20 protein-coding genes and 1 pseudogene are annotated in these 15768 nt (G+C 43.5%); 18 read left to right on the top strand and 3 right to left on the bottom strand.

The genetic code is table 11. The annotated features are described in order from the left end of the window. Nucleotides 1-35 precede the first annotated feature (35 nt). The 9 genes and pseudogenes from NCY57_RS15575 (at nt 36) to NCY57_RS15535 (ending at nt 6567) form a co-directional block, all read left to right on the top strand. A complete protein-coding gene (locus NCY57_RS15575) occupies nt 36-629 on the top strand; it encodes a type IV toxin-antitoxin system AbiEi family antitoxin domain-containing protein (RefSeq protein WP_021651954.1) in 594 nt (197 codons plus the stop codon). Then, a pseudogene (locus NCY57_RS15570) lies at nt 630-896 on the top strand (nucleotidyl transferase AbiEii/AbiGii toxin family protein); the annotation flags it as partial. 19 nt (nt 897-915) lie between these two features. Beyond that, a complete protein-coding gene (locus NCY57_RS15565) occupies nt 916-1608 on the top strand; it encodes a response regulator transcription factor (RefSeq protein ID WP_215707806.1) in 693 nt (230 codons plus the stop codon). A gap of 5 nt (nt 1609-1613) precedes the next feature. Beyond that, a complete protein-coding gene (locus tag NCY57_RS15560) occupies nt 1614-2531 on the top strand; it encodes a sensor histidine kinase (protein ID WP_250789828.1) in 918 nt (305 codons plus the stop codon). A gap of 216 nt (nt 2532-2747) precedes the next feature. Next, nucleotides 2748-3674 (top strand): ABC transporter ATP-binding protein, encoded by a 927-nt coding sequence (locus NCY57_RS15555; protein ID WP_215707808.1) that lies wholly within the window; start codon nt 2748-2750, stop codon nt 3672-3674. After that, a complete protein-coding gene (locus NCY57_RS15550; RefSeq protein ID WP_025581211.1) occupies nt 3667-4461 on the top strand; it encodes an ABC transporter permease in 795 nt (264 codons plus the stop codon). Before NCY57_RS15555 ends, NCY57_RS15550 begins: the two co-directional genes overlap by 8 nt. A gap of 12 nt (nt 4462-4473) precedes the next feature. Continuing rightward, a complete protein-coding gene (locus NCY57_RS15545; RefSeq protein WP_117659145.1) occupies nt 4474-5289 on the top strand; it encodes an ABC transporter permease in 816 nt (271 codons plus the stop codon). A gap of 5 nt (nt 5290-5294) precedes the next feature. Then, nucleotides 5295-5756 carry a hypothetical protein gene (locus tag NCY57_RS15540; RefSeq protein ID WP_044961764.1) on the top strand — a complete coding sequence of 154 codons (462 nt, stop codon included), beginning with the start codon at nt 5295-5297 and terminating at the stop codon, nt 5754-5756. A gap of 397 nt (nt 5757-6153) precedes the next feature. After that, on the top strand, nt 6154-6567 hold the full coding sequence (locus NCY57_RS15535; RefSeq protein WP_044961763.1) for a sigma-70 family RNA polymerase sigma factor: 414 nt from the start codon (nt 6154-6156) through the stop codon (nt 6565-6567). A 145-nt stretch (nt 6568-6712) separates the two neighbouring features. On the opposite strand, the gene NCY57_RS15530 is transcribed toward NCY57_RS15535, so the two are convergent. Together NCY57_RS15530 and NCY57_RS15525 are read right to left on the bottom strand one after the other, a co-directional pair. Continuing rightward, on the bottom strand, nt 6713-8077 hold the full coding sequence (locus tag NCY57_RS15530; RefSeq protein WP_195567689.1) for a sensor histidine kinase: 1365 nt from the start codon (nt 8075-8077) through the stop codon (nt 6713-6715). A 4-nt stretch (nt 8078-8081) separates the two neighbouring features. Further along, nucleotides 8082-8783 (bottom strand): response regulator transcription factor, encoded by a 702-nt coding sequence (locus NCY57_RS15525; RefSeq protein ID WP_044961761.1) that lies wholly within the window; start codon nt 8781-8783, stop codon nt 8082-8084. A gap of 141 nt (nt 8784-8924) precedes the next feature. On the opposite strand from NCY57_RS15525, the gene NCY57_RS15520 reads away from it, so the two are divergent. The 4 genes from NCY57_RS15520 to NCY57_RS15505 are packed head-to-tail and all read left to right on the top strand — an operon-like array spanning nt 8925 to nt 11493. Further along, nucleotides 8925-9689, top strand: a complete 765-nt coding sequence (locus NCY57_RS15520; RefSeq protein ID WP_118617161.1) for an ABC transporter ATP-binding protein — start codon at nt 8925-8927, stop codon at nt 9687-9689. Further along, entirely contained in the window at nt 9686-10411 is a 726-nt protein-coding gene (locus NCY57_RS15515; RefSeq protein ID WP_195567463.1) for an ABC transporter permease, read from the top strand. Before NCY57_RS15520 ends, NCY57_RS15515 begins: the two co-directional genes overlap by 4 nt. Before the next feature lie 16 nt (nt 10412-10427). Further along, nucleotides 10428-11192 (top strand): ABC transporter permease, encoded by a 765-nt coding sequence (locus NCY57_RS15510; RefSeq protein WP_215707810.1) that lies wholly within the window; start codon nt 10428-10430, stop codon nt 11190-11192. A 4-nt stretch (nt 11193-11196) separates the two neighbouring features. Further along, nucleotides 11197-11493, top strand: a complete 297-nt coding sequence (locus NCY57_RS15505) for a hypothetical protein (protein WP_215707811.1) — start codon at nt 11197-11199, stop codon at nt 11491-11493. A gap of 380 nt (nt 11494-11873) precedes the next feature. Here the strand turns inward: NCY57_RS15505 and NCY57_RS15500 are convergent, their stop codons facing one another. Beyond that, nucleotides 11874-12113 carry a DUF6061 family protein gene (locus tag NCY57_RS15500; RefSeq protein WP_195567690.1) on the bottom strand — a complete coding sequence of 80 codons (240 nt, stop codon included), beginning with the start codon at nt 12111-12113 and terminating at the stop codon, nt 11874-11876. A gap of 390 nt (nt 12114-12503) precedes the next feature. Between NCY57_RS15500 and NCY57_RS15495 the strand changes: the two genes are divergently transcribed. The 5 genes from NCY57_RS15495 to NCY57_RS15475 all read left to right on the top strand — a co-directional run. Continuing rightward, entirely contained in the window at nt 12504-12836 is a 333-nt protein-coding gene (locus NCY57_RS15495) for a DUF3784 domain-containing protein (protein WP_195273880.1), read from the top strand. A gap of 53 nt (nt 12837-12889) precedes the next feature. Continuing rightward, the gene (locus NCY57_RS15490; protein WP_195273878.1) at nt 12890-13270 is read left to right on the top strand and encodes a mannose-1-phosphate guanylyltransferase; all 381 of its coding nucleotides are present in this window, start codon (nt 12890-12892) and stop codon (nt 13268-13270) included. 219 nt (nt 13271-13489) lie between these two features. Further along, entirely contained in the window at nt 13490-14167 is a 678-nt protein-coding gene (locus tag NCY57_RS15485) for a response regulator transcription factor (RefSeq protein ID WP_215707812.1), read from the top strand. Then, the gene (locus NCY57_RS15480) at nt 14160-15059 is read left to right on the top strand and encodes a sensor histidine kinase (protein ID WP_250789827.1); all 900 of its coding nucleotides are present in this window, start codon (nt 14160-14162) and stop codon (nt 15057-15059) included. Before NCY57_RS15485 ends, NCY57_RS15480 begins: the two co-directional genes overlap by 8 nt. Before the next feature lie 135 nt (nt 15060-15194). Next, the coding region (locus tag NCY57_RS15475; protein ID WP_250789826.1) for an ABC transporter ATP-binding protein at nt 15195-15768 on the top strand (574 nt) is incomplete at its 3' end.

The raw sequence follows: 15768 nt of genomic DNA, 5'->3' as shown, positions 1-15768 counted from the left end.
ATATATTATCATATTAGCATGAAAGGAGAACCTATATGACTCAATTTGAAAAATTAGATTTGTTATTGCGTGAATGTGGAGGGACAATTCAGACATTTCAAGTCCTAAATAATGGAATTAGTAAGTCTGTGTTTTATGCCTATGTGAAGGAACGAGGATTAGAGCAAGCTTCTCATGGTGTGTATGTATCACCTGATACGTGGACAGATGCGATGTTCCTTTTGCATTTGCGTTGTGGTCAAGCTGTATTTTCTCATGAAACTGCATCGTTTTTTCATGATTTAACGGACAGAGAGCCTTTGAAATACACCATAACAGTAAGAACTGGATATAATCCAAGCCGTTTGCAGGAAGACGGTTTTCAAGTGTATACAGTAAAAAAGGATTTACATGAAATAGGGATCACAACTATGCTGACATCATTTGGACATTCAGTTCCGGTTTATGATATGGAGAGAACGATTTGCGATCTGCTTCGCAGCAGGAAAAATATTGAAATGCAGGTATTCCAAGATGCATTAAAGCAATATGCGAAACGTAAGGATAAAAACTTACGGATGCTTATGAAATACGCAGCTATGTTTCATGTTGAAAAGATACTAAGACCATATTTGGAGGTGTTACTTTAGATGATAACAACGGCAAGACAATTAAAGGATTTGGTTCGTAATCTGTCAAATAAAAAATCCGCAGATGCACAGATTTTGATGCGGAATTATATGATGGAACGTTTTTTAGAACGAATTTCTTTATCAGAGTATAAAAACCAGTTTATATTAAAAGGTGGAATGCTGGTGGCGGCAATGGTTGGTCTGGATGCCAGAGCTACTATGGATTTGGATGCTACCATAAAAGGCACTAATGTTAGTGTGGAGGATGTAGAAATGATTATATCCCAAAGGAAGGAGTTGCATCATGAATAGGATTTTAATTATAGATGATGACAAAACACTGTGTGAATTGATTAAACGTAGCGTACAAGCAGAAAACATAGAAGCTGATTTTTGTAATACCGGAAAAGAGGGCTTACAAAAATTAAGAGAGCACGAATATCAGCTTGTGGTGCTGGATGTGATGATGCCCGGCATGGATGGTTTTGAAACGCTGGAAGAAATTCGCAAGGAGTACAGCTTACCGATTTTGATGTTTACATCTAAAAATGACAGCATTTCTAAAGTACGAGGCTTACGGGCCGGAGCTGACGATTATCTTACAAAACCGTTTGATATGGATGAACTGATTGCCCGTATTGCGTCTCTTATACGCCGCTACACCCGTTTTAATCAGCAAGCCGGAGCCATACAAAAGCTAAATTTTAACGGACTGCAGATTGACCTTGAAAATCGTTCTGTTACTACATCAAACGGCACTTTTGAACTGCCCCCAAAGGAATTTGATTTACTCCTGTACTGTGCAAAGCATCAAGGAAAAATTTTGACAAAACAACAGATTTATGAGGAAGTTTGGGGCGAAGAATATTTCTATGATGACAGTAACATTATGGCGATTATCAGTCGGCTTCGTAAAAAATTAGAAGTCAATCCTTCAAGCCCAAAGTATATACAAACGGTCAAAGGGATTGGCTACCGGTTTAATAAGGAGGTGTAGTCAGTATGGAAATCCTTGTATTCTTGTCCATTGTGATTGCTGTTGTAGCTGTATTGACTTCCATCGTTCTCGTTCAGCGTGTAAAAAAACAAATAGCAGAAATGGCCGATGTGCTGGTTGATGTGAAAAACGGAAATGGCAACCGGCGTATTCTATCTGCAACAAATGAACTGACTGCGCCTCTTGCTTATGAAATCAACGAGATCGTTGTGGCCTATGAAAGCAGACTTTCAACTGTACGGCAGACGGAAGAAACCAACCGCCAGCTTATGACGAGCCTTTCCCATGATGTGCGAACGCCCCTTACTACTCTGATTGGGTATCTTGACGCTGCACACAAAGGACTGGTCACAGGAAAAGACCGGGATGATTATATTGAAACCGCCCGCCGGAAAGCCCATGATCTGAAAGAATATATTGATGTACTCTTTGACTGGTTCAAGTTAAATTCTAACGAGTTTGCTTTGGAGATCCAGAGCGTTGAAGCTGCAGAGCTGACAAGAAATATCCTAATCGACTGGATACCGATTTTTGAAGATAAACAGGTTGAGTATGACATTGATATTCCCGAACATCCTATCCGGGTAATATTGGATATGGACAGCTATATGAGGATCGTCAATAATCTCATTCAAAATGTAATCGCTCACAGCCATGCAGACAAAATCAAAATTGCCCTGTCAAAGAAGGAAAATAACATGGAGCTGCTGCTTGCGGATAATGGAGTGGGAATTGAGAAGGAAGATTTGAAACACATTTTTGAACGGCTCTATAAGTGTGACAAAGGACGGTCTGACAAAGGCAGCGGTCTTGGTCTTTCTATTGTCCATCAGCTTGTAGAAAAGATGGGTGGGAGCATAACAGTTGAAAGTGTACCGGGAAAAGGAACGGAATTTACTTTGCTTTTTCCTTTGGAAATTTAAGCGGGTTCCCGTCTTTATGGCGGGAGCCTTACTTATTTTCAGAAGTCTTTTAGAAAATGGCATGGGAACCTTCTCAATCCCCAAACGGATTGAGAAGTAGCGGAATAGGATTTGCATTGCAATTCATTCCTTAATTGCAAGGTTAATGCAAGGTTGCGGCAAGGTTAATGCAAGGTTGGCATGATAGAATACCTTACAGAACAGGAGGTTTTGAATATGGATACAAATTATATCATTGAAACAAAAAATCTGACGAAGCAATACGGCTCACAAAAGAGTGTGGCTGACTTAAACATCCATGTGAAGCGTGGGAAAATTTACGGTCTGCTGGGCAGAAACGGAGCCGGAAAAACCACTACCATGAAAATACTGTTGGGCTTAACGAAGCCGACTTCCGGGGAGGTCAAAATCTGGGGAAAGTCTTTGCAAGGGAATGAAAAGAAGTTGCTGCCCCGTATCGGAAGCCTGATTGAGTCCCCCGGTTTTTATCCCAATCTGACCGGCACAGAGAACCTGCGTATCTTTGCTACTCTGCGGGGCGTACCAAACAATCATGCTATCAAAGATGCTCTGGATCTGGTAGGACTGCCCTACAAAGATAAAAAGCTCTTTTCACAGTATTCTCTTGGTATGAAGCAGCGGCTTGCCATCGCCCTTGCCGTTATGCACGATCCGGAACTTTTGATTTTGGATGAGCCGATCAACGGTCTCGATCCCATCGGTATTGCAGAAGTACGATCCTTTATTCGAGAGCTTTGCGACGCAAGAGGAAAAACTATTTTGATTTCCAGTCACATTCTTTCAGAGATTTCCTTGCTGGCTGACGATATTGGAATTATCGACCACGGCGCGTTGCTGGAAGAAGAAAGCCTTGCTGAGCTGGAGCAAAAAAGCAGTAAGCATATCCGTTTTACGCTCTCTGATACTGCACAGGCGGCAAGAATTTTGGAACGCAATTTCCATGAAAACCATTTCTCCATACAGGACGACCACAATCTGCGTCTGCACAACCTGGATCTGCCTGTGGGGAAAATTGTAACTGCCTTTGTAGAAAACGGATTGGAGGTATCGGAGGTGCATACTTGTGAAGAAAGTCTTGAAGATTACTTCAAGCGTGTGACAGGGGGAGAAGGAATTGCTTAAACTAATCAAATGCGAATTTTTGAAATTAAAACGGAAGCCATTGGTATTTATTTCCCTACTGCTTTCTGTTTTCATGCCATTGGCTTATGCTTTCTTTCTGGCAGATGTAAACACTGATGTGGATGCTGTAAATGGAGTGATGTCCAGCCTATTCCAGCTTAGTGCATATTTGCTTTTGATGCCGCTTCTTGTGATACTGGCTTCGAATCTGTTGTTTGAGGAATTTGATAATGACACACTGAAAAACCTTGTTACCGTACCGGTAAATAGAACCAAGCTGGTGCTGTCCAAGATGCTGGTTTTACTGTTGTTTGCCGTTGGCTTTATGGCAGTTGGAGGATTGGTAAATCTTGCGGTTTTGTTGTTTCAGGGTTGGGAACCGGTTGGATTTTGGACCTTGTTTGGCGTTGGAATTGAAGAAGGGCTGATTATGTGGGTGGGCGCACTTCCCTGTATTCTGCTCGTTGTTCTTCTTAATAAAAACTATATCGTGTCTGTCGTGATTACCTTTTTCTATACGATTGCGAATTCTATCCTTTCCACGAACGATATGTTTCTCACACAGCCTTTTGGTTTGAACATAGGAACCCTGTTTCCGGGGCCGCTGGCCTTCCGCTGGACATTCCAATTTTATGACCAAAGCCAGACCAGTGCGGAGTTAGCAGATTTGTTGGAACGGGTCAGTCCGTATTTTCTGAATGGTGTTCAGGTATTCGGTGTGATTATTGTGGAAGCCATTGTATTTCTTGCGCTGATTGCATTTGTTTACCGGCGACAGGAAATCTAAGGGGGTGTGACTATGTGGAACTTATTAAAATCGGAATTACTGAAACTGCGCCGGTGCCAGATTCTTTTGGTAGGGCTGGTGGCGCTTGCACTCTGTCCTTTGGTTCAGTATGGAAGTCAGTTGATTGTGGAGGCAGAGTACCGAAATCCAAATTATGATTTTTCTGCACTATTTGAAAATGTTGTTTGGGGAAACACTCAAATATTCCTTCCAATTTCACTGGTAATGATCGGAGGATGGCTTATAGACAGAGAATCCACTCATGATACACTGAAAAACATCATGACAATTCCTGTTTCTATGCCGAAAATGTTGGGAGCTAAGTTACTTTTAGTCGGTATGCTTGCAGTTCTGCTGGGAATATACAGCGTTGGCATTACCTTGATTACTGGATTGACGGTTGGATTATCGGGACTGACAGCGGAAGTGTTTTTTCATGGAGGTACGCAGATCGTGTTAGCGGCTCTGACGACCTATTTGGTCTGTATGCCGCTGATCCTGATTTTTGGGCAGATCCGAGGGGCATATCTGGGCGGTTCCATTCTGGCGTTCTTCCTTGGATACAGCATGTTGTTTTTCAAAAGTGGTATCCTTGCCAGCATCTATCCGTTCTCTGCTGCGCTGATTTTAGTGGGATTTGACATGAGTGAATATGCCGGAACAACCACATCCTCAACCCCTTTGTTAGCGGTCATTGGGGTTGGCATCATGGTTCTCTGGGCGGTGCTGTTGTTACTGATGTCCAGTAACAAAAAAGAAATGAAATCCCGTAAACAGGCAAATGCCAAGGGAAAAGGAAAGCGTGCTGTACGCAGGAAAGGAAGGTGATAGCTGTGAAGAAAATAGTTTTATCATTATGCCTGATACTATTGGGTGCTTCTGTGCTTTCAGGTTGTACAAAAGACGAATTTCTCGATCAGTATAACAATATTGTTCAGTCTGCTGGTTCCATAGCGCTTACCGGAAATTCATCCTTACAAGGTACGAAAGAAAAAGGAATTGATGATTATACAGGAAGCTATACAGCCAACTATGAGGATTTTTCAGATACAGAGTATTTGTTCGGCGGAACTTCCATAAAGCGTGAAGCTGGTAAGGATCTGTCTATTGACTGCGCGCTGGAGGTTACGGAGGGAACTGCAAAAGTATTTTGGATTTCTGGAGCTGATGAAGCAGTCACTTTGTTTGAAACAACCGGAACATATAGTGACACAATTACACTTCCTGATGGTGGAAATTATATTGGCATTGAATGTGAGAATTTCACTGGAAACATTGAATTAAATATTGAATAATACTCTGCCGGACGACGGCAAAAGAAAAAAAGCCGTCGTAGAGCAGACAATTTGACACGCCCATTTGAAACGGCGGCTTTGATTTTCAGAGCCGCCGTTTCTTTGCGTTTACACAATCCTATGACGACTTGCAGGGACACGGTAGCCGATTGGAGGTTATTTTGCCGTGTCTCGTTTGCTTTTTCAAAGCTCGCATGATCTACATCAGTTAAAAAAGCATTGCTCCTCCCGGGCACGTATAACATTGCATCGGCATTATCGTTCCGTGTAATTCAGTACAATAATGGCTGTTCTTGGTGCCATTATTTCGGAGATACTCCAGTTGTCTGCTGCTACCGTTCCCCATCTCTGTTCGGTTCACCCTTTAACCACCCGTGAATCGAAATGGAGGTACATAATGAAGAAAGTCAATCTCCGGGATCTGTATCCCGATGTTTATAAAACCGATCACTTTGTAGAAGTAACAGAAGATGTGCTGGAGACGATCAGAGATTCTGAGCGTGCAGAAGCTGCCTATGATCGGAGGATGTATCATTATAAGGCGCATTACTCTCTGGATTGTGAGAATGGCATTGAAAATGCGATCCTGATGAAGCCCCAGACGCCGGAAATGCTCCTGGAGGAAAAGCAGCTGCGGGAGCAGCTCTACATCGCAGTGATGGCTCTGCCGGAGAAGCAGGCCAAGCGGATTTATGCCCGATACTACCTGGGAATGACGGTAAACGAAATTGCCGAAGTAGAAGGTGTAGACCCAAGCCGTGTCCGAGACAGTATCCGGCGTGGCTTAAAACAGCTCGGAAAATATTTTTGATAAAGTTTCATTTGATGCGCCTGTTTTTTGTCAGTGTTAATAAGAAGGTTATACCGATTTGAAGTGCGCTTATTAAGAAAACGCCAGATCCAGGGGCGTATCACCTCTGCATCTGGCGTTTTCTTATAGATTTGTACTTGCCTGTTTATCCAATATACGGGAATATTAAAGCAGCTTCACACCCTTTCGGGAAAACATTAGTAAGTTTGAAATTGCCGTTATGAGCTATGGCGACTTGTTGGACAATCAGAAATCCAAGCCCATGTCTTAAATCAAGCCGCTCATCTGTGCTTTCCATATAATGCGGTTTTTCTTCCAGCTCTTGCAGCTTTTCAGCAGACAGACCCGTTCCGTTATCCGTAACCGCCAAGATAAGATAGTTTTGCGATGTTGTAAGCGAAAGGCAGACTTCACAGCCCTGTGGGTTGTGTTTTATGCTGTTCTGGACAAGGTTGTTTACAGCTCGCGAAATCAATCTGGCATCACATTCCAACACAGCATTTTCGGCGTCAGGAGTGATCTTAATTCCGATGTTGTAGCTATCGGAAATTCCTGTATTCAACAGGTCTGCTACATAGGATCGCAGTAGTTTGGATAAGCGAACCATCTCTTTATGAAGCGGCTGCATCTCATATTCCAACTGCGATACTAAATTCAAATCCTGCACCAGCTCTTTGATTTTTACACTTTGCTTCCGTACTATTTCCGCCTGTTCACGGATGCTCTTGCTGGCAGCTTTACTTTCTGCAATACGGCCCGCATACCCCATAATCATGGAGAGAGGTGTGCGGATGTCATGAGAGACCCCGCTGATCCAGTTGGCTCTGGCTTCGTTTTGCCTGCTTAATATCAGAGAGGCTTTATTTACGCTGTTCGCAATTTCGGATAACTCTCTATCAATATGGAGAGAAACGGGTTTGCCATCGGCCAATGTTTCAATGGCATCTACAATCGGTTCCGTGTTCTGGATGATCCTGCGTTTTGAAAAATAGTAGGCCAAAAACAGGCACAGCACATCCATGCCCAACATTCCTATCACATAGAGGGGAATTTTCTGAATAGTCTCCATGGAATAGTAGTTGCTGGTGAGCTTCATATAGCTATTCTTTGGATACCCTAAAACTAACAATCCATCCTCTGTACTCCAGACAAAAACAGGATAATCCTCCAGATAGCCTTTGGAAAATAAAGCTACCTCTTGAATGCTGTAATGTTGCGGCACTTCTTGTGGCACATCGAGCCGCCAGAAGCATTCGCCCGTTGACGTTAGATACATGGCCCAGATATTGTACTGGCGCAATTTCTGCTCTGCGTAATCGGGCAAACCTTCTGTGGTAGCCGCAGTAGAGGTCAGCTCAAGCATGGCGCGCGGGGACGCTTCTCCGTAATCCTCTGAAACTGTGTGATAGAAAGTCACGCCATACAGAACGACATTGACAATTACCAGGATCAAAAGAAATGCAGCGAAAGACGCCAAGTGCTTTGAAATATAGGTTCCAAAAGATTTCATGGCGTCACTTCCTTGTAATCAGTTTATAACCCAGCCCCTTGATCGTAATCAGGGAAACGGGCTTTGAGGGATCGGCTTCAATTTTTTCCCGAATCCGCCGTACATGGGCATTCAGGCTATTTTCATAGCCGAAAGGATTGTCGCCCCATAATGCTTCACAAAGAGCGTCAACCGTAACGATCTTTCCCTCGTTGCGGGCCAGCGTTTCCAGCAGGGTATGCTCTTTTGCGGTCAGGGGGATAATCTCGCCGCCCTTGTTGACCTCTGCCCGGCTAAAATCAATCGTACATCCATCCAGGAAAACCCGCGGGCTGTCCTCTTTATAAGTTCGGCGCAAAACCGCATAGACACGCAGTAATAGCTCCTGCGGCATAAACGGCTTTGAAATATAATCGTCTGCTCCAAGGCCAAGACCGGCCAACTTGTCTGCTGCTTCGTCTTTTGCGGTCAGAAAGATGATTGGCACATTTGTAAAAGTGCGGAGCTGCTTCATCAGGGAAAAGCCGTCCCCATCTGGCAGCATGACATCCAAAACCATCAAGTCGGGTTTTTCTTTTTCTGCCGTTATTATAGCCTCTTTTACCGTTGCGGCAGTAAGTACCGTTTCAAAACCAGCATCGCTTAAAAAATCGGATACCATTTTCAGCAAATCTGGCTCATCGTCTACAAGCAAGAGCTTCTTCCGATGCAGAAAAGAGTTGTCCATAGCGTCACCTCCCGAAAGTATTATAACATAGGATTTCAAGTCTGCGGAGGGCATCCTCAAAAGTAAGGTAAAAGTAAGGACGGGAGAATGTAGATGTCAGGTTGAAGTTGTACCATAGAAGCATCGAAAGGAGATGTTTCTATGGACTATATCATTACAACGGAACATTTGACCAAGAAATATAAGAACTTCACTTCGGTCAATCATGTTTCGCTTCATATTCGCAAGGGCAGCATTTATGGTTTTCTTGGCCCGAACGGGGCAGGCAAATCCACTACCATGAAAATGCTGTTGGGGTTGACCGCTCCCACAAAAGGCAGCTTTACCATTGATGGGAAACAGTTTCCGCAGGATCGGATTGCCATTCTCAAAGAAATCGGCTCTTTCATCGAAGCGCCGTCTTTCTACGCGAATCTCACCGGGCGGGAAAATCTTGACATTATCCGCCGCATTTTGGGACTGCCGAAAGCTGATGTGGAAGATGCTCTGGAACTGGTAGGGCTGACCGAGTTTGGCGACCGGCTGGCAAAACAGTATTCGCTGGGAATGAAGCAACGCTTGGGCCTTGCCGGGGCGCTCTTGGGGCGTCCGCCGATTCTGATTCTGGACGAACCCACAAACGGTCTTGACCCGTCTGGTATCCACGAAATCCGCAATCTGGTAAAATCCTTGCCCAGCCTTTACGACTGCACGGTGCTGATCTCGTCCCATATGCTGTCTGAAATCGAATTGATTGCAGATGACATTGGGATTCTCAACCACGGGCGGCTGCTGTTTGAGGGAAGCATGAATGATCTGCGTCAATACGCCCTGCAATCCGGCTTCGTTGCGGACAATCTGGAAGATGTGTTTCTTTCTATGGTTGAGAAAGATAACATGGACAGAAAGCAGAGGGCAAAATTATGAAAACGCTGGCAATCGAACTTCGGAAAGGAAAGCGAACCGGCGTGATTCCCGTGCTGCTGGCCGTTGGTGTCTTGGGAGCCGCCTACGCATTTGTCAATTTCATTGTGCGGAAAGACACACTTCTGAATTTGCCGCTGGCCCCGATGGATGTCTTGTTGACCCAGCTCTACGGCATGATTATGGTGCTGAATCTGTTCGGTATCGTGGTTGCTACCTGCATGATCTACAACATGGAATTTAAGGGAAGTGCCGTAAAGAAGATGTATATGCTTCCCGTCAGCGTCCCGGCCATGTATCTGTGCAAATTTCTGATTCTGACGGTCATGTTTTTGGTTGCAATCGTGCTGCAAAACCTGGCGCTTGCACAGATTGGAATGACGGACTTGCCGGACGGCGCATTTGAGATGGGTACGCTGGTACGCTTTGCCGGATACTCTTTTCTCACATCCATGCCGGTACTGTCGTTTATGCTGTTGATTTCCTCGCGCTTTGAAAATATGTGGGTGCCGCTTGGAATTGGTGTTGCCGGTTTTCTGAGTGGTATGGCCCTTGCAAATTCGGGGCTGACGCTTTTGCTGGTGCATCCTTTTGTGATTATTCTGAAACCAGCAGTAGCCATGAGCGCCCAGCCTGATTCGACGGTTGCCCTTGTCGCTTTAGTGGAAACACTGTTGTTCCTTGTTGTGGGCTTGTGGCTGGCGAAGTACAGACGCTACGAGTAAGGAGGGATAATAAGAAATGAGCTTTTTGGATTTACTCAAAATCGAGTTTATGAAAGTAAAACGCTCCAAAATCGTACCCCTGATTTTCATTGCACCTTTATTGGTGGTGGTTTCCGGGGTTGCGAGTTTGAGCAACTACTTTACACCGGAATACACCAATGCGTGGCCTGCTATGTTTATTCAAAGTGCGCTTGTTTACGCCTACTATCTGCTTCCATTCAGCATGATCGTGGTTTGCGTGATGATCGCAGGACGAGAAACAGGAAATAACGGGATTCTGAAAATGCTGGCGCTGCCGGTCAGCCGCTGCACATTATCCATTGCCAAATTCTGTGTGCTTACCTTTTATCTGTTTATGGAGATGGTGGTGTTTCTTGTCGTATTTGTAATTGCTGGGTTGATTGCGACACAGACAATGGGAGTAACAGGAACCCTGCCGATCCTATATCTTCTGAAATGGTGCTTGGGGCTGTTTCTGACTATGCTGCCGTGCATTGCGGCTATGTGGGCCATCACTGTGCTGTTTGAAAAGCCGCTTCTTTCTGTGGGATTAAATCTGCTGCTTGTGATTCCCGGTGTATTGGTTGCGAATACGCCGCTGTGGATCGCCTACCCGTACTGTTACAGCGGTTATCTCGTTTCCTGCTCTCTCCATGACTTTACAGCAGAAACTTCCGACGCCGCTTTTTCGGTGTTTCCGTTCCTGCCATGCGCGATTGTAGTGTTTGGCCTGTTTTTCGCGCTGGCTGTCACCAAATTTGGGAAAAACGAAATGAGGTAAAACTATGGAAAAGAAAAAACTTCAATCAGTTAGTATCGCTGCGCTCATTGTGAGCATCCTACCGCTGGCGGCTCTTGCCCCATCGCTTCTGCACTTTTCGCTGTTGGATGGAGTCCGAACCGCTTGGGCCGGAGCCAATATCGTTTTTGTCCTGCTGGGTCTGATTCTTTCGGTGGTATGTGTGCGGAGCAGGGAAAGCCGCAGCATTATCAATATTGTATCAACTACAATCAGCGTTTTTTGGCTGCTGCTGATGGTGGGAATTGTTGCGCTTGCCATGTTCCTTACTTTCGTTCAGTGAGGAAACGGTTATGCGTAGAGTTGGGAAATTTATTGGATGCTGCCTGATCGCGGTTTCTTTGCTAGCTTGTACTGCCTGCTCCATCTCGATAGGTTAGAGCAAAAAGCAAAGCTGTATTATGGTAACTATTGCTGTAAAACGGATTTTGATTTAATTCGAAAAATTAAAGCCTTAGTCAAGTAACTAACTACAGACACCATCTGCCAGACGACGGCAAAAGAAAAAAAGCCGTCGTACAGCAGACAATGTGATACGCCCATTTGAAACGGCGGCTTTGAGAAATCAGAGCCACCGTTTCTTTACGTCTACACAAACCTATGATGAATTTTCAAGGAATATTGTAGCCAATAGTGATTTAAATTGTTATATTTGTTTGAAAATCAAAAAAGATCTAGTGAATCTTCTGCATATACCCACATTTGCAAATTTTCATCAAGATATAATCTTGTATATTCCAGTGGTTCATTAATAGCAAGTTCATTTAATACACAGTCTGATCCAGGCGTGGTTTTTAAGTCCTTCTCAGCTTCCCAACAATCAATGCGGAGCATATAGCCGGCACTGGTATAAACATCAATACTGTTGCACTGTGGATTGTATTCTGCAAATATTGTTCTCATCGTATCCCATCTCCCTATGATTCAATCGATCATTAATTGTAAAAATTAAGAAGCATTCCAATCAGTTCACCATGTCAGTTTTATTTTGTGTTATACTATTTTATATAATTTTTTTGCCCTTGTATTTTCCCTTATCAGAGTTCGTAAACACTGGTGGGACGATATAACACAAGGGAAACAATAAGGGAAAGTTCGCCTGTGATAAATTCAGTATTTTCAAGGGTTTGCGGAGAATTTAACAACAAGATATAATAGTTATTAAATTTCTTAAAACAGGTGAAATCTCAATCGGAATTGACCGAGCACATTGGGCGAGGGATACTTCTTATTTGAAGGGAAAGAAGATGGAATTGAAGAGTTTAGAAAAACTTGAATTTAAGGAGCATATAGATGAAATTAGCAGATTTAGCAACAGGTTCTGATTGGATAGTGTGGATTGTCTTTGCAATATTTGCTGTACTTTCTATAACTTTACTTTCTGGACGCGGGAGCTGGTTTATTTCTGGATATAATACAGCTACAAAAGAAGAAAAGGAAAAATATGATGAAAAGAAGTTATGCAGAACAATGGGAATTGGAATGTCTATTATAGCAATTCTTGCATTAATTATGGGCTTGCTTGAAAATATTTTGCCTGCATTTTTTGTATATATTGCATTGGGGATTATTTTGATTGATGTCGTGGTAATTATCATTTTGGGAAACACGCTATGCAGAAAGTAATAACTTCCAGTTAGTTGAGATGTTGCAAAATTTGGAATCAGGAGAGAATAAGAATGATTAACAATTTGATGTACATTGAATTAAAAACGGGATATTCTGATGATGGTCCGGCATGGATTGGATATGTCAAAACTTCAAAAAGTAAGAAAACAATCTATTTTAATGACCATGCCTTTCAGAAGAATATCGGTAACTATGCAAATTATATAGATATTGAAAATGGTGATAAATATTGGCTTTCCGGACTGAAAAAGGAAGAGAGCAATCGTCATTGGGCAGGACATGGAAAGATTATGATTGATCGTAGAGCTGTTAATGAATACCTTTCCCTGATTGGTGAAAAGGAATTGCCATTAAATCTGTTTGAAGTAGTTGATATTGAAGATAGATTTCCGGTTAAAAGAGTAAAAGAATTATTGAATGAAAAGAAATAGCAATGCCAGCAGTCTTGCAATATTGAGAATAAAAAAATTGTGACATTGTCACATATGCGTGCTAATATGATTATAGAAAAAGTGTGCTGCCGATAGACGGTTAGCCCACATACTTAATTGATTGAAAATAACCGTTCAGTTTGCGAGGCGGGGGCGGTTATTTTTGTGTCTTGTTATTAACTTTGCCGAATACCTTTGAGTAACGAGGGAGTAAGATATATGGAGCAGTTATTGATTGTTGAAGATGATATTGGTTTGAATCAAGGTTTATGCAAAGCACTGAAAGTAGATGATCGGAAAATCATTTCCTGCAAAGACCTGAAAACGGCGAAGGAGCAGCTGCTTTGCGGCGGTGTATCCCTGATCCTGTTAGATATCAATCTGCCGGATGGCAGTGGGCTTGAATTGCTACGGGAGGTCAAGGAAACCATACCCGGGATTCCTGTTATTCTGCTGACTGCCAATGATACCGATCTGGACATCGTGGACGGACTGGAGAGGGGCGCTGATGATTACATTACCAAGCCCTTTTCTCTTTCGGTTTTGCGGGCAAGGGTGAATACCCAACTGCGAAAGCAAGCGTCAAGCCATAAAAATGCACCGACCCATATTGATCTTTTTCACTTTGACTTTGAGGCTATGACCTTTTATGTGGGAGATTCAAAAGTGGAATTGAGTAAAACAGAGCAAAAATTACTGCGTCTGCTTGTTGAAAATCGTGGTCGAACCATGACCCGTGGAGACCTTGTAGACAGGATCTGGACAGATGGTGCTGAATATGTGGATGAAAATGCTTTGTCTGTTACGATCAAGCGTCTGAGGGATAAGCTTGGGGCACAGAAATACATTAAAACCGTCTATGGAATCGGTTATAGTTGGGTGACAAAAGATGAATAAAAGCGGCATCGCGATCATACTGCTGTGTTTTCTGGCGGCAGCAGCTGTTGTATTATGGGAGCGGAGAAAGGTCATAAAAGCGATGGAAGAAATCGAAAGGATGCTGGACGCCGCCATGACCGGCTCCTTTTCTGAAACAACTTTTGATGAAAGCCAGCTGTCTGCTTTGGAAACAAAGTTTGCACACTATCTTTCTGCCGCAGAAGCATCTTCTCGAAATATGGCACAGGAAAAAGACAAAATCAAATCCTTGATTGCGGACATTTCCCATCAGACGAAAACGCCGATTGCAAACCTGCTGTTATATAGCGAGCTTTTGATGGAGGAAACTCTGCCTGCATCGGCAAAGGAAAACGTGGAGGCACTGTACAAACAATCGGAAAAGCTACGATTTCTGATTGATTCTCTCGTAAAACTTTCCAGACTGGAAAATGGGATCATTTCACTTTCCCCTCAGCAAGCATCACTTCAGCCGCTGCTTGAAAGCGTAGTAGAACAATATGCCGCCAAGGCTTCTGGAAAAGGATTATCCATATATCTGTACAATACAGATATTTCCGCTACATTTGACTTCAAATGGACAGAGGAAGCACTGGCTAATATTGTAGACAATGCCATCAAATATACGGAGCATGGAACAATCACGATTTCTACCGTAAGTTACGAAATGTTTACAAGGATCAATATATCGGATACCGGTTCAGGTATCCCGGAAAACGAGCAGGCAAAGATATTTTCCCGTTTTTATCGTTCAAATGCTGTTCAGGAACAAGAAGGGGTTGGCATCGGCTTATACCTTGCCCGACAGATTATATCCGGTGAGGGCGGTTATATCAAGGTTGCTTCCGTTCCGGGAAAAGGGAGTACGTTTTCCATATTTCTGCCGAAATAACAACAATTCTATCAAAACTGTTAGATTTCATTTTCTGCCGGAAAGAATGTGGAAAGAATCCTATGCGATAATCTGTATGTATCAAAGGATCATTTCCTTTCATACATACAGATTTTTTCATGGAGGTACTCGTTTATGGAGGTTTTACAGGCAAAAGACCTGAAAAAGATTTATGGCTCCGGTAATAACGCAGTTCATGCGTTGGATGGAGTTGATTTAAGTGTGAAGAAGGGAGAGTTTGTTGCAATTGTCGGCACATCCGGATCCGGAAAATCCACGCTGTTGCATATGCTGGGCGGGCTGGATCGCCCTACAAGCGGCACGGTCATAGTGGACGGACAGGATATTTTCTCCCTAAAGGAGGAAGCGCTAACCATCTTCCGCCGCAGGAAAATCGGCTTTGTATTTCAGAGCTACAATCTTGTTCCGGTGCTGAATGTATATGAAAATATCATTCTACCCACTGAACTGGATGGCGGAAAGGTAAACAAGGCTTTTGTGCAGCAGATCGTGCAGACGCTTGGACTGAGCGACCGTCTGGATGCCCTGCCCAATCAGCTCTCAGGCGGTCAACAGCAGCGAGTAGCCATTGCCCGTGCGCTGGCGGCAGCACCCGCTATCATTCTGGCAGATGAACCCACCGGCAATCTGGATTCCAAAACCAGCCAGGATGTATTGAGCCTTTTGAAAGTCACCAGTCAAAAGTTCG

Origin of the sequence: Blautia sp. MB18-30 (assembly GCF_023669475.1) — a bacterium.
Lineage (GTDB): Bacteria > Bacillota > Clostridia > Lachnospirales > Lachnospiraceae > Blautia_A > Blautia_A fusiformis.
Note: the sequence above shows the minus strand (reverse complement) of the source record. Positions and strands in the feature narration are given on the sequence as shown.